We start from the raw sequence: 12,933 nt of genomic DNA, 5'->3' as shown, positions 1-12,933 counted from the left end.
CCTCCTGCTGCGGCGCGTCCCTGAGTAGCACGCCGCCGCGCGCAAACCACCTCGTTCCACGTGACAACCGGAACATGGCGGAACTGGCGCAGAGCTTCCGCCTGTCCGGGCATGGTCTGCTATAAGACGTTCGCAGGAGGCGGATGATGTTCCTGGACGTTGTGGATTTGCGTAGCTTCTATGCCCAGCCGCTCGGCCTCGTGACCCGGCGGCTGATCGCGCGCTCCATCCGCGCCCGCTTTCCTGATGTCACCGGCCTGTCCATCCTCGGGCTTGGTTACGCGACGCCCTACCTCGGCGTATTCCGGGAGGAGGCGGAGCGCTGCATCGCCGTCATGCCCGCCGCGCAAGGCGTGGTGCGCTGGCCCTCCACCGCCCCGACGCTCGCCGCCCTTTCCGACGAGCTCGAACTGCCATTGCCCACCTCCTCCATGGACCGGGTGATCGCCGTCCATCTCCTCGAGATGACGCCCAATGCGGCGGACGTGCTGCGGGAGGTGTGGCGCGTGCTGGCCCCCGGCGGGCGGCTGCTCGCTATCGTGCCAAACCGCCGCAGCGTCTGGGCGCGGCTCGACACCACCCCCTTTGGCAACGGCAGCCCCTTCTCGCGCGGGCAGGTGGTGCGCCTGCTGCGGGAGGCGCTGTTCACGCCGGTCGGCTGGGGCGAGGCGCTCTATGTGCCGCCGGTCTCCAGCAAATGGCTGCTGCGCACCGCCATCGCCTGGGAACGGGCGGGTGGGCGTCTGTCGCTCCCGTTCGCCGGCGTGCACGTGGTGGAGGCAACGAAGCAGCTCTACCGCCCCGCCCCGGTGAAGCGCGTGCGCCTCGCCCCGGCGCTGGAGCCCGGCCTTGTGCCCGTGGCGGTGCCGGGAGGCTACGGCCGGACGGGGTAGGGCGAGGTCACGATGCGCCGACGGAAACGGGCCTGCGCAGGCCCGAGACCAGATACCGGAAGGCCTCCACCGCCTTCTTCAGCACGGCGTGCGGATCATCCGCCGCCGCGATCCAGAGTGCCGCGTTGAGCGCCGCGCCATTGACGAGCCGGGCCGCTGCTTCGGCATCCATGGGGCGGATCGTGCCCGCCGCGATCAGGGTCTCGATCGTCGCGGTGGTGCGCCGCAGGCAGGCCGTCTGGTTGGGCCACTGCGAGGGATCGCCGAGCACCGCCGGGCCGTCGAGCAGCATGATGCGCTGAATCTCCGGCTCCAGCGACATCTCGATATAGGCGACGCCCTCGGCTTCGAAGGCCAGCCACGGACTCGGCGCGCTCTGTTGCGCGGCCTGCATCCGCACCAGCATCTCGGCGTCCATCTGGTCGATGACCGCCTGCAGCAGACCCTTCTTGTCTCCGAAATTGTGATAGAGCGCGCCCCGCGTCAGGCCGACCTCGGCGGTCAGCTCGTCCATGGATGCCGCGGCATAGCCCTTCTCAGCGAAGGCCTTGCGGGCCGCGCCGATGAGCTTGGCCCTGGTCTCCTCCATCATCTGCGCGCGCTTGCCGGAAGCCATGTCACCCTCGCTCAAAATACATACGGACCGTATGTGAACTTGACATGCGCACCGTATGTCGGAATATGTTCGCATACGGCGCGTATTTCAATGTGCTGCCACGCACCCCGCCGCCGGATGCCTATCCGTTACTCCGCAACGCTCCCACCGGAGCGAACGCCCTTCCATGCCTGGAGACCCGCCATGCGCACGTCCGAAGCCCTCTTTCCTGCCGGCCGGCAGGCCCTCTACGAGATCAACCGCTATTCGGCGGCGATCCGTTCCGGGGATCTCCTGTTCGTTTCGGGGCAGGTGGGCAGCCGCTCCGACGGCTCGCCCGAGCCGGAGTTCGAGGCGCAGGTCCAACGCGCCTTCGACAATCTCAATGCCGTGCTCAAGGTCGCAGGCTGCACCTTCGACGACATCGTGGATGTCACGACCTTCCATACCGACCCGGAGCGGCAGTTCGAGGCGGTCACGGCCGTAAGGACGAAGGCCTTCCCGCAGGCGCCCTATCCCAACTGGACGGCGGTGGGCGTGACTTGGCTGGCCGGCTTCGATTTCGAGATCAAGGTCATCGCCCGCGTGCCGCAGGCAGCCTGATCCTGTCAGGCGGCGGCGCGGCTCCCCGCGCAGCTCACTTGCGGGAGAGCAGGAACACGGCCTGTTCGCCGAGCAGGTTCCACACCCACCAGGGCATGTTCACCCGCACCCGGTGGCCGGAGGAATCGAGCGCCACCGCCTGCTCCATCCGCGCGTCCAGCGTCTCCGCAAGGGCCACGAAGTCGCGGATGGTGCAGAAATGGATGTTCGGCGTCTCGTACCAGGCATAGGGCATGTTGTCGGTGACCGGCATCCGCCCATAGACGAGCAGGTCGAACCGCGAGCGCCAGTGGCCGAAGTTCGGGAAGGAGACGATGGCGTGTCGGCCGATGCGCAGCATCTGCTCCAGCACCCAGCGCGGACGGCGGGTGGCCTGGATGGTCTGCGACAGGATCACGTAATCGAAGCTGTCGTCCGGATAATGGGCGAGGTCCACGTCCGCGTCGCCCTGCACGATGGCAAGACCGCGGGCGACGCCGGCATTCACGCCCTCCCGCGAGAGTTCGATGCCGCGCGCGTCGCAGCCGCGCGTGGTGGCGAGAAGGTCGAGCAGTTCGCCGTCACCCGAGCCCACATCGAGCACGCGCGAGCCGGGGGCGACCATCTCGGCCACCACCACAAGATCGACGCGCCCGCCCTGCGAGCGCACCGCGCTCTCATCCAGCGTCCGGTCCCGATAGGCCATGGTCTAGCGCGTCCTCGCCGGAGGCAGGCCCGCCGCGCGGGCGGCGCTGTCGAGGAAGCCGCGCGAGATGTCGAACAGCTCCGGCTCCTCCAGCAGGAAGGCGTCATGGCCCTTGTCGCTCTCGATCTCCGCATAGGAGACGCTGGCGCCGGAGGCGTTGAGGGCGTGGACGATGGCGCGGGAATCCTGCGTGGTGAACAGCCAGTCCGAGGTGAAGGAGACGACGCAGAAGCGCGTCTTGGAACTGCGGAAGGCGTTGGCGAGCACGCCGTCATAATCCGCCGCGAGGTCGAAATAATCCATGGCGCGGGTGACGTAGAGATAGGAATTGGCGTCGAAACGCTGCACGAAACTCTCGCCCTGATGGCGCAGATAGCTTTCCACCTGGAAGTCGGCATCGAAGCCGAAGGTGGGCAGGATGCGGTTCTGCAGCCGCCGGCCGAATTTCCGGTGCAGCGCCTGATCGGACATGTAGGTGATGTGCGCGGCCATGCGCGCCACCGAGAGCCCGCGATGGGGGGCGACGCCCTGGTTGAGATAGTCGCCGCCACGCCAGTCGGGGTCGGCCATCACCGCCTGCCGGCCCACCTCGCCAAAGGCGATGTTCTGCGCCGAATGGCGCGCGGCGGTGGCGATGGGCAGGGCACAGAAGACCCGCTCGGGATAGCTCGCCGCCCATTGCAGCACCTGCATGCCGCCCATGGAACCGCCGGCCACGCAGAACAGGCGCTCGATGCCCAGATGATCGAGCAGCATGGCCTGCGCATTCACCATGTCGCGGATGGTCACCACGGGCATCTCCAGCCCGTAGGCCCGCCCGGTGGCCGGATTGGTGGAGGAGGGCCCGGTGGTGCCCATGCAGCCGCCGAGCACGTTGGCGCAGATCACGAAGAAGCGCTCGGTATCGATGGGCTTGCCGGGGCCGACCATGGTCTCCCACCAGCCGGGCTTGCCCGTCACCGGATTGATGTTGGCCACGTGCTGGTCGCCGGTGAGGGCGTGGCAGACGAGAATGGCGTTGGAGCGGTCGGCGTTCGGCTCGCCATAGGTCTGATAGGCGACCTGAAGCCCGCGCAGTTCGACGCCCGCGTCCAGCCGCAGCGGCTTGTCGGCTCCGAAGCGCACGAGCGGCGAATGGGGCTCATCCGCTTCCCGGCGTGCCTTCACATCTTCCGCCGTCTGGCGTCCCGTCTCGATTTTGACCGTTTCTCCCATGCCGCCACCAAGCGACGCGGAGGGTCCCCTGTCAAGCCGCCTCGCCTCCGGAACGGAGCGGTCCGCGCGGCAGCCTTAACGGCGCACCGTCACTGCCCCTGGCAGAGCGGATCGATCTGCGGACAGCCCAGCGCGTTGCGGGTGGTGTTGGGATCTGGCACGCGCCGCTCCCGGCTGGCGACGGAGCCGGTCACGTCGCCGTCTTCGCGTTCTTGCGCCGCCGACGGGTTCTGCGGCACTGGCACGCGCACCCCGTTGGAATAGGTCCGCACCGCCCCGCCGGAAGGACTGGTCTGTGTCACGCCGCCCGTTGTCTGGGCGCTGGCGGAATGGCCCGCACTCGCCGCCGCGAGCGCGCCGGCCACGAGGCCGATGATCAGGATGCTTCCGTGCCGCATGTCGTCCTCCCGTCTCGCCGGCGCGTCTGGTCGACGGCGCGCCCTGCCAGACCAACGGGGACGGGCGTGCCTTGTTCCTGCCAAAGTTCGGCAGCCGGCCGCGAGGAACGCAGAACAGAGTGCGATCCGGGGCGGCGCTCCGATTCGGACGGGCTTTGTTCGCGTCGTGTTCGTGGGGCTTGCGCCGGCTGTCCCGTTTCGGGACGGGCAGGGCGGAGGGGAACGAAACCGGCACCGGCGCCCTCGTCCGATTCGGGCGCCCTTCGTCCCGCCCCTGTTCCGGCCATTCGGGCGGCAGCACTGGACGTGTCGCCTTTGCGTCCCGATATGGTACAGAGCTGTCCCCCGAGCTGCCGGACCCCGCCGACCGAATGGATGACGTCACCAAGCTTGCCGTGCTGCCGCCGTCCATCAGGGCGCGGGGCGTCACGGCCGTGCTCGGCCCCACCAACACCGGCAAGACCCACCTCGCCATCGAGCGCATGCTGGGACACGAGAGCGGCCTCATCGGCCTGCCGCTCCGGCTGCTGGCGCGCGAGGTCTATCAGCGGGTGGTGGAGCGGGTGGGCGCCAAAAACGTGGCGCTCATCACCGGTGAAGAGAAGATCAAGCCGAAGAACCCGCGCTACTGGGTGGCCACCGTCGAGGCCATGCCGCGCGACGTGGATGTGGCCTTCGTTGCCATCGACGAGGTGCAACTCGCCACCGATCTCGATCGCGGCCATGTCTTCACCAACCGGCTGCTGAACCGGCGCGGCCGCTTCGAGACCATGCTGCTGGGCTCGGCCACCATGCGGCCGCTGATCCAGAAGCTCATGCCCGGCGTCACCATGGTGGAGCGGCCCCGCCTCTCGACCCTGATGTTTGCCGGCGAGAAGAAGATTTCCCGCCTGCCGCGCCGCTCGGCCATCGTCGCCTTCTCGGCGGAGGAGGTCTATTCCATCGCCGAATTCATCCGCCGCCAGCGGGGCGGGGCGGCTGTGGTGATGGGGGCGCTCTCGCCCCGCACCCGCAATGCGCAGGTGGAACTCTACCAGAACGGCGATGTGGATTATCTCATCGCCACCGATGCCATCGGCATGGGCCTCAATCTCGACGTGGACCATGTGGCCTTCGCCTCGGACCGGAAGTTCGACGGCTGGCAGTTCCGCCGCCTCAACCCCATGGAGATGGCGCAGATCGCGGGCCGCGCCGGCCGGGCCATGCGCGATGGCACCTTCGGCACCACGGGCCGCTGTCCGCCCCTCGACCAGGAATTGGTGGAGCGGCTGGAGGCTCACGATTTCGAGAACGCACGGGTGTTGCAGTGGCGCAACGCCGTGCCGGACTACCGGACCATCCGCACGCTGACGGACAGCCTCGCGCTCCCGCCGCGGGAGGAGGGGCTGACCCGCGCACCCACCGGCGACGACGTGCAGGTGCTGGAAATCATGAGCCGCGACGCGGACGTGACGGCCCGCGTGACCTCACCTGCGGTGGTGGAGCGGCTGTGGGACGTCTGCCAGGTGCCCGACTATCGGAAAGTTTCCCCAGGCGCCCATGCGGAGCTGATTTCCACGCTTTTTCAGTATGTCGGGACCGGTGGTCGCATCCCCGACGACTGGTTCGCGCGTCAAATCGCCTTGACCGATCGCGCGGAAGGAGACATCGACACGCTGTCGAGCCGGATCGCGCAGGTGAGAACCCTCACCTTCGTAGCCAACCGGCCCGATTGGCTAGGGGACCCGGAGCACTGGCAAGGCGTCACAAGAGGGGTCGAAGACAAGCTGTCCGACGCGCTTCACGAACGATTGGCACAACGTTTCGTGGACCGCCGGACCAGCATGCTCATGCGACGCCTGCGAGAGAACACGATGCTCGAGACTGAGATCAGCAAGACCGGCGATGTTACCGTGGAAGGCCATGTGATCGGCCATCTCCAGGGATTCCAGTTCGCACCAGACCCCACCGCCGGCGGGGAAGAGGCCAAGGCCCTGCGCGCCGCCGCGCAGAAGGCACTGGCCGGGGAGATCGAGACCCGCGCCAACCGCCTGTCGCAGGCGGTGGACGAGGCGTTCGTGCTCAGCCATGACGGCACCGTCCGCTGGACGGGTGAGCCGGTGGCCAAGCTCATCCCCGGCGACGAGGTGCTGAAGCCCCGCTTCAAGATCATCGCCGACGAGCATCTGACCGGCCCCGCCCGCGATCAGGTGGAGGCGCGCCTCACGCTGTGGGTGAACGCCCACATCGAGAAGCTGCTCGGCTCCCTGAACAAGCTCGCCACCGCCGAGGACATCACCGGCATCGCCCGCGGCATCGCCTTCCAGATCGTCGAGTCCCTCGGCGTGCTGGAGCGCACCAAGGTGGCCGAGGAGATGAAGACCCTCGACCAGACCGCCCGCGCCACGCTGCGCGGCTATGGCGTGCGGTTCGGTGCCCATCACATCTATCTGCCCGCGCTCCTGAAGCCGGCCCCGCGCACGCTGGCGGCGCAGCTCTATGCGCTGAAGCACGGCGGCCTGCAGCAGAAGGGCCTCGACGAGCTGCCGCATCTGGCGGCGAGCGGGCGCACCTCCATTCCCGTGGATCACGAGATCCAGAAGGGCCTCTACCGGGCCGTCGGCTTCCGCGTCTGCGGCGAGCGGGCGGTGCGCGTGGACATCCTGGAGCGTCTCGCCGACCTCATCCGCCCGGCGCTGGCCTGGCGGCCGAACTCCCCCGGCCCGAAGCCGCCGGGTGCCGTGGACGGTCGCGGCTTCACCGTGACGGTGGGCATGACTTCGCTCGCCGGCTGCTCGGGTGAGGATTTCGCCTCGATCCTGAAGTCGCTCGGCTATCGCATGGAGCGCCGCGCGGCCCCGCCGCCGGAGGCCGAGACCGCCGCTGTGACCGAGGCTGCGCCCGCGCCGGAAGCGGCCGAGCCGCTGACGCCGGCGCCGGAAGGCGCCATCGAAGCGGACCTGCTGTTCGAGGCCTCCGAGGCGCCCGCTCCGGTTGAGGCGCATGAAGATGTGCCCCATGAGGACGCCCCGCACGAAGAGCACGACGCGCCGGTCGAAGAGGTGGCGGAAGCCGCCGAGACCGAGGCGGTGATCGCGGAGAGCGCCGATCCCACCGCTGCCGAGAGCGCAGAGGAAGTCGGCGCCGTGGAAGCCCCTGCCGCTGGCGACGCGACCCCCGCCGAGGCGGCGGAAGCCGTGGCCGGCGAGGCGAACCCCGAAGAGCCGGCCCTCATCGAGGTGTGGCGTCCGGGCCGTCCGCCGGGTGCGCCGCGCCGCGAAGGCGCGCCGGGCCAGAAGCGCGAGGGTCGCGGGGACAATCGTGGCGGTGAACGCCGCGACGGTCGCCCCGGTGGCCAGCGCCGCAACGGGCCTCCCGGCGATCGCCCCGGCCAGGGCCACCGTCCGCCGCGTCCGGAAGGCGAGGGCGAGGCGGCGGCGCAGGGCGAGCGGCAGGGCAACCGCCCGCCGCGCAGCGAGCGCTTCCGCGTGCCGCAGGGCGACGCGCCCCGCGGGCCGCGTCCCGAACGCCATGGCGGCGGTGCCCCGCAGCAGCAGGATCGCCGCCGCGAGAAGCAGGCCGATCCTGACAGCCCGTTCGCTGCCCTCGCCGCCCTGAAGGCGCGGCTGGAGGCGGAGAAGAAGGGCAAGTGAGGCGCCCGCGCCTGAGGCTCGCGTCCCTTGGCCGCTGACGAGGATCGTCAGCGGCTGGACCGCTGGCTCTGGCACGCGCGGGTGGTGCGCACCCGCGCGGCGGCTGCTGACCTCGTGCGTTCGGGCCATGTGCGGCTCGACGGCCAGCGGATCACCGGTGCGGCACATCCGGTGAAACTTGGACAGGTGCTCACCGTTTCGCTCAATGCAGGGGTGCGCGTGCTGCGGGTACGCGGCTTTGCGGAGCGGCGGGGAGATGCTACATCCGTCGCCGACTTATTGGATGATATCACAGACGAAAGTCGGTAAATAGCGCGTGCAGCCGGCCGGAACCTCTTGCGCCCTCCGGGCTCATGTTCTAGTGCGGCGCGCGAAAGGGATCTGTCATGGCCTATGTCGTCACCGAGAACTGCATCCTCTGCAAGTACACGGACTGCGTTGCGGTGTGCCCCGTGGACTGTTTCTACGAGGGTGAGAACATGCTCGTCATCCATCCCGACGAGTGCATCGACTGCGGCGTGTGCGAGCCCGAATGCCCGGCGGAAGCCATCAAGCCCGACACCGAGCCGGGCCTTGAGAAGTGGCTCTCGCTGAACGCCGAATATGCCAAGACCTGGCCGAACATCACCCTGAAGCGCGACGCCCTGCCGGACGCCAAGGAATGGGATGGCAAGCCCGGCAAGGAAGACAAGTTCTCCGCCGAGCCCGGCACCGGCGACTGATCCGCCTTTCGGTGTGCAGATGAGACGGCCTGGACGCCCTCCGGGCCGTTTGTCTTTTCCGCGCCGGTCAGGGCGCGGTGGCGAGCATCTGGTATTGCGAGAGCAGGAGATTGCCCTTCGCATCCAGATAGGCCCGCCCGTAAGGTGCCGCACGCAACGCGCCCACGTCCGCATAAATGGTCCCGCCGAGCGGCGGCTGGGCGCCGGGCTTGCGACAGGGCACGCCCACCGTGACGGCGGCTCCCGGCGCATAGAGCTTGCCGCGCTCCACCTTGCGCACGTGGCCGGACACCGCGCAGGTGCCGAACGGTTCGGCGGGCTCGGCGACGGCGGCCACCTCCAGCACGATGATGTTGGCCGCCTGCCGGCGGGCCTGATCGTAATATTTCGGCGGCAACAGCGCCTGGGCAGGCGTGACCAGACCGGCTACCACCACCGCGCTCACCATTCCGGCGAGACTGAACGTCCGGCTCATGCGGGCTTCCCCTGTATCGCTCCCATTCAAGGGCGTGAGCGTGGCGGCGCAAGGGCAGGGGCGGAGGCAAATCGGCGCGCCGGACATTATCCATCCTGATGGTGTGATTTCATCAAAAGGCGGATCATTTCCGTTGAATGGGGCGCGATGCTGCGGCATATGACGCGCTCGGCCGCGCGATGTGCCCTCCCCGGCGTCGATGCAACTCTTGGCAAGAGGAGCGTAGGGGAAGACAATTTGAGATCGCGCGGTGCCGACCGAGGAGATGCCGACCCCATGAGCGCCGAACGCACGCCTTCCGAGACCGGCCGCGCCCCTCGCCAGCGCGAGGGCGGGCGCATGGAGAAACTGGCGCGCCTGCCGGTGTTCTTCGCGCTTCAGGGGCGCCGGGTTCTGGTGGCGGGCGGACGCGAGCCGGCGGTGTGGAAGGCCGAACTGCTCTCTGCCGCAGGTGCGCGGGTGGAGGTGATCGCCCCCGACGTTTGCGAGGAGATGTGGCACCTCGCGGCGGCCGCGCCGGGTGGTCCCATTGCCATTCACAAGCGCCGCTGGTCGCCGGACGACCTGCCGGGCGCCGCCATCGCCATTGCGGATGCCGAGGACGACGCCGAGGCGGAAGCCTTCGCCGCCGCCGCCCGCGCCGTCGGCGTGCCCGTGAACGTGGTCGACAAGCCGGCTTTCTGCGATTTCGCCTTCGGTGCCATCGTCAACCGTTCGCCCCTCGTGGTGGGTATTTCCACCGATGGGGCGGCGCCCGTCTTCGGGCAGGCCATCCGGGCTAAGATCGAGGCGCTGCTGCCGCAAGGCTTCAAGGCGTGGGCGCAGGCGGCGCAGAGCTGGCGCGGTGCGGTCTCCGCCCTCGGCCTCAGCTTTCAGGGCCGCCGCCGCTTCTGGGAGAGTTTCGCCGCCCGTGCCATGGCCGAACCCAACCGCCCGCCGGAGGATGCTGACCGCGACGCCCTGGTGGCCGTGGCCGAGGCGGGGCAGGGGCTCCCCGAAGTCGGCTCCGTGGTGCTTGTGGGCGCGGGGCCGGGCGACCCGGAACTCCTGACGCTGAAGGCCGTGCGCGCGCTCCAGAGCGCCGATGTCGTACTCTATGACGATCTCGTCTCCGACGCGGTGCTCGATTTTGCCCGGCGCGAAGCCAAGAAGATGCTGGTGGGCAAGACCGGCTATGGCCCGTCCTGCAAGCAGGACGACATCAACGCCTTGATGGTGCAACTCGCCCGCGAAGGCCGGCGGGTGGTGCGTCTCAAGGGCGGCGAGCCGATGATCTTCGGTCGCGCGGGCGAAGAGATTTCCGCCTGCCGCGCCGCCGGGGTGCGGGTGGAGGTGGTGCCCGGCATTTCGGCGCCGCAGGGCGCGGCGAGCCGGCTCGTGGCTTCCCTCACCCATCGCGACCATGCGCGGCGGCTGCAGTTCGTCACCGCCCATGCCCGCGACGGCAAGCTGCCGCGCGACCTCGACTTCAAGGCCCTCTCCGACAAGGCGGCGACCACCGTCGTCTACATGCCCCGCCGGACGCTGCCCGATCTCGTGGCCGAGCTGACCGCCGCCGGCGTCGATCTCGCGACCCCGGCGGTCGCGGTGTTCTCCGTGACGCGGGCGGACGAGCAGATGGTCTGGTCGCCGCTCGGCGGCCTTGTGGCCGCCGTCGCCGCCGCCGTGGACGAGGGCGCGTCCGGCCCCTGTCTCATCCTCTATGGCCATGCCCTGTCCGCCGCCGAAGGGGCGGAGGCGCTGCTTGACCCCGCGCCCCGGACTGCCCAGATCTGAGTGATCCCTCGCGCCCTCAGGGTCGCGCCTCTCAGAGCCTGAACCGTCAGGCCCCAGGACACCCTTTCATGGCTTTTTCCGCCGACGAGATCGAACGCTACGCCCGCCACATCGTGCTGTATGACGTGGGCGGGCCGGGACAGCAGAAGCTGAAGGCCGCGAAAGTGCTGGTGGTCGGCGCCGGCGGGCTCGGCGCCCCGGCGCTGCTCTATCTTGCGGCGGCGGGCGTCGGCCGGCTGATCGTCGTCGATGACGACGCCGTGTCGCTCTCCAATCTCCAGCGGCAGGTCATCCACCGCACCGCCGACATCGGCCGCCCCAAGACGGACAGCGCCAAAGAGGCCGTCGAGGCCCTCAATCCGCATGTGGAGGTGGAGACGCATGCCGTGCGCCTGACGCCCGCCAATGCGCTCGATCTCATCTCCAGGGCCGATGTGGTGCTGGACGGCTCCGACAATTTCGCTACCCGCTATCTCGTCTCGGATGCCTGTGTGCTGGCGAAGAAGACGCTGGTGACGGCAGCACTCGGCACCTTCGATGCGACGCTCACCACCATCCGCGCCCATGAGACGGGGCCGGACGGCACACCCAACCCAACCTATCGCTGCCTGTTCCCCGAACCGCCGCCGCCCGGCACGGTAGCGCCCTGCGCGGAAGCGGGCGTGCTGGGGGCGCTCGCGGGCATCGCCGGCTCCATGGCGGCGCTGGAAGCCATCCGCGCCATTGTCGGCTTCGGCGAGGGGCTGGTGGGCAAGCTGCTGATGATGGACGCCCGGTCCATGCGCTTCGAGACGCTGAGCTACGGCTGGGACGAAGACAATCCGCTCACCGGCACGGGTGCCCGGATCACCGACCTCTCCGCACATGAAAAGGCCGCCTGAACGGCGGCCTTTCGGAATATCTGGATCAGAGCATGGAGGGCAGGACGCGGTCCGGTGGACGGTGCCCGTCCATGAAGGTGCGGATGTTCACGATCACCTTCTCGCCCATGTCGATGCGGCCTTCGAGCGTCGCCGAGCCCATGTGCGGCATCAGAACCACCTTGCCCTGACGGGCGAGACGCACGAGCTTCGGGTTCACCGCCGGCTCCTGCTCGAACACGTCGAGGCCCGCGCCGCCCAGCTCATCGGCCTCCAGCATGCGGGCGAGCGCATTCTCGTCGATGATCTCGCCGCGCGCCGTGTTCACCACATAGGCCTCGCGCTTCAGCAGCTTGAGGCGGCGGGCGGAGAGCAGGTGGAAGGTGGCGGGGGTGTGCGGGCAGTTCACCGACACGATGTCCATGCGGGCCAGCATCTGGTCGAGGCTGTCCCAGTAGGTTGCCTCCAGCGCATCCTCGATGGCGCCGGGCAGGCGGCGGCGGTTGTGATAGTGGATCTGGAGGCCGAACGCCTTGGCGCGGCGCGCCACCGCCTGGCCGATGCGGCCCATGCCGATGATGCCGAGGCGCTTGCCCCAGATGCGCCGGCCAAGCATCCATGTGGGCGACCAGCCCGCCCAGTCATCCTGATCGCCCGTCAGCACCTGCGCGCCTTCGGTGACGCGGCGGGGCAAGGCGAGGATCAGCGCCATGGTGAAGTCGGCGGTGTCCTCGGTGAGGACGCCGGGCGTGTTGGTGACGGTGATGCCGCGGGCGAGCGCGGTGGCGACGTCGATGTGGTCGACGCCGTTCGAGAAGCTGGCGATGAGGCGCAGGTTCTCGCCGGCCTGCGAGAGCACGGCCGTGTCGATGCGGTCGGTCAGGGTCGGGACGAGGACGTCGGCGCGCTTGACGGCTTCCACAAGGGCAGCCTGGTCCATGGGCACGTCATCCACGTTCAATTCGGCGTCAAAAAGTTCGCGCATCCGGGTCTCGACGACATCCGGCAGCTTCCTTGTGACGACGACGAGCGGCTTGCGACGCGCCATTTCCATCCCCGTTCTGCGTTTCCCCAGCTTT

The 12,933-nt window shown here is 69.0% G+C and carries 13 protein-coding genes; 7 read left to right on the top strand and 6 right to left on the bottom strand.

Annotated elements, in window-relative coordinates; translation table 11 throughout:
- Positions 1-146 precede the first annotated feature (146 nt).
- Positions 147-893, top strand: coding sequence for a methyltransferase domain-containing protein (locus DFO45_RS09745; protein WP_012168756.1), 747 nt, complete (start codon positions 147-149; stop codon positions 891-893).
- Positions 894-900: 7 nt separating this feature from the next.
- On the opposite strand, the gene DFO45_RS09740 is transcribed toward DFO45_RS09745, so the two are convergent.
- Positions 901-1,509, bottom strand: coding sequence for a TetR/AcrR family transcriptional regulator (locus DFO45_RS09740; RefSeq protein ID WP_133864683.1), 609 nt, complete (start codon positions 1,507-1,509; stop codon positions 901-903).
- Between the two features lie 183 nt (positions 1,510-1,692).
- Between DFO45_RS09740 and DFO45_RS09735 the strand changes: the two genes are divergently transcribed.
- Complete coding sequence (locus tag DFO45_RS09735) at positions 1,693-2,091, top strand: RidA family protein (RefSeq protein ID WP_133864682.1); 399 nt, start codon at positions 1,693-1,695, stop codon at positions 2,089-2,091.
- A gap of 34 nt (positions 2,092-2,125) precedes the next feature.
- Here the strand turns inward: DFO45_RS09735 and metW are convergent, their stop codons facing one another.
- The 3 genes from metW to DFO45_RS24910 all read right to left on the bottom strand — a co-directional run bounded on the left by metW (position 2,126) and on the right by DFO45_RS24910 (position 4,389).
- Positions 2,126-2,776 (bottom strand): methionine biosynthesis protein MetW, encoded by a 651-nt coding sequence (gene metW / locus DFO45_RS09730; protein WP_012168759.1) that lies wholly within the window; start codon positions 2,774-2,776, stop codon positions 2,126-2,128.
- Between the two features lie 3 nt (positions 2,777-2,779).
- Complete coding sequence (locus DFO45_RS09725; protein ID WP_133864681.1) at positions 2,780-3,991, bottom strand: homoserine O-acetyltransferase; 1,212 nt, start codon at positions 3,989-3,991, stop codon at positions 2,780-2,782.
- 89 nt (positions 3,992-4,080) lie between these two features.
- Positions 4,081-4,389 (bottom strand): hypothetical protein, encoded by a 309-nt coding sequence (locus tag DFO45_RS24910; RefSeq protein ID WP_166657086.1) that lies wholly within the window; start codon positions 4,387-4,389, stop codon positions 4,081-4,083.
- Positions 4,390-4,760: 371 nt separating this feature from the next.
- Between DFO45_RS24910 and DFO45_RS09715 the strand changes: the two genes are divergently transcribed.
- The 3 genes from DFO45_RS09715 to fdxA all read left to right on the top strand — a co-directional run bounded on the left by DFO45_RS09715 (position 4,761) and on the right by fdxA (position 8,743).
- Complete coding sequence (locus tag DFO45_RS09715; RefSeq protein WP_133864679.1) at positions 4,761-8,021, top strand: helicase-related protein; 3,261 nt, start codon at positions 4,761-4,763, stop codon at positions 8,019-8,021.
- A 27-nt stretch (positions 8,022-8,048) separates the two neighbouring features.
- Positions 8,049-8,330 (top strand): S4 domain-containing protein, encoded by a 282-nt coding sequence (locus DFO45_RS09710; protein WP_133864678.1) that lies wholly within the window; start codon positions 8,049-8,051, stop codon positions 8,328-8,330.
- Between the two features lie 77 nt (positions 8,331-8,407).
- Positions 8,408-8,743, top strand: a complete 336-nt coding sequence (fdxA, locus tag DFO45_RS09705; protein WP_012168763.1) for a ferredoxin FdxA — start codon at positions 8,408-8,410, stop codon at positions 8,741-8,743.
- A gap of 67 nt (positions 8,744-8,810) precedes the next feature.
- On the opposite strand, the gene DFO45_RS09700 is transcribed toward fdxA, so the two are convergent.
- Positions 8,811-9,218, bottom strand: a complete 408-nt coding sequence (locus DFO45_RS09700; protein WP_133864677.1) for a hypothetical protein — start codon at positions 9,216-9,218, stop codon at positions 8,811-8,813.
- Between the two features lie 276 nt (positions 9,219-9,494).
- Between DFO45_RS09700 and cysG the strand changes: the two genes are divergently transcribed.
- Together cysG and DFO45_RS09690 are read left to right on the top strand one after the other, a co-directional pair.
- Positions 9,495-10,994, top strand: coding sequence for a siroheme synthase CysG (gene cysG / locus DFO45_RS09695; protein ID WP_133864676.1), 1,500 nt, complete (start codon positions 9,495-9,497; stop codon positions 10,992-10,994).
- A 68-nt stretch (positions 10,995-11,062) separates the two neighbouring features.
- Positions 11,063-11,875 carry a HesA/MoeB/ThiF family protein gene (locus DFO45_RS09690; RefSeq protein WP_133864675.1) on the top strand — a complete coding sequence of 271 codons (813 nt, stop codon included), beginning with the start codon at positions 11,063-11,065 and terminating at the stop codon, positions 11,873-11,875.
- A gap of 25 nt (positions 11,876-11,900) precedes the next feature.
- Here the strand turns inward: DFO45_RS09690 and DFO45_RS09685 are convergent, their stop codons facing one another.
- On the bottom strand, positions 11,901-12,902 hold the full coding sequence (locus tag DFO45_RS09685) for a D-glycerate dehydrogenase (protein ID WP_043879897.1): 1,002 nt from the start codon (positions 12,900-12,902) through the stop codon (positions 11,901-11,903).
- Positions 12,903-12,933 lie beyond the last annotated feature (31 nt).

It is taken from the genome of Azorhizobium sp. AG788 (genome assembly GCF_004364705.1).
Lineage (GTDB): Bacteria > Pseudomonadota > Alphaproteobacteria > Rhizobiales > Xanthobacteraceae > Azorhizobium > Azorhizobium caulinodans.
Note: the sequence above shows the minus strand (reverse complement) of the source record. Positions and strands in the feature narration are given on the sequence as shown.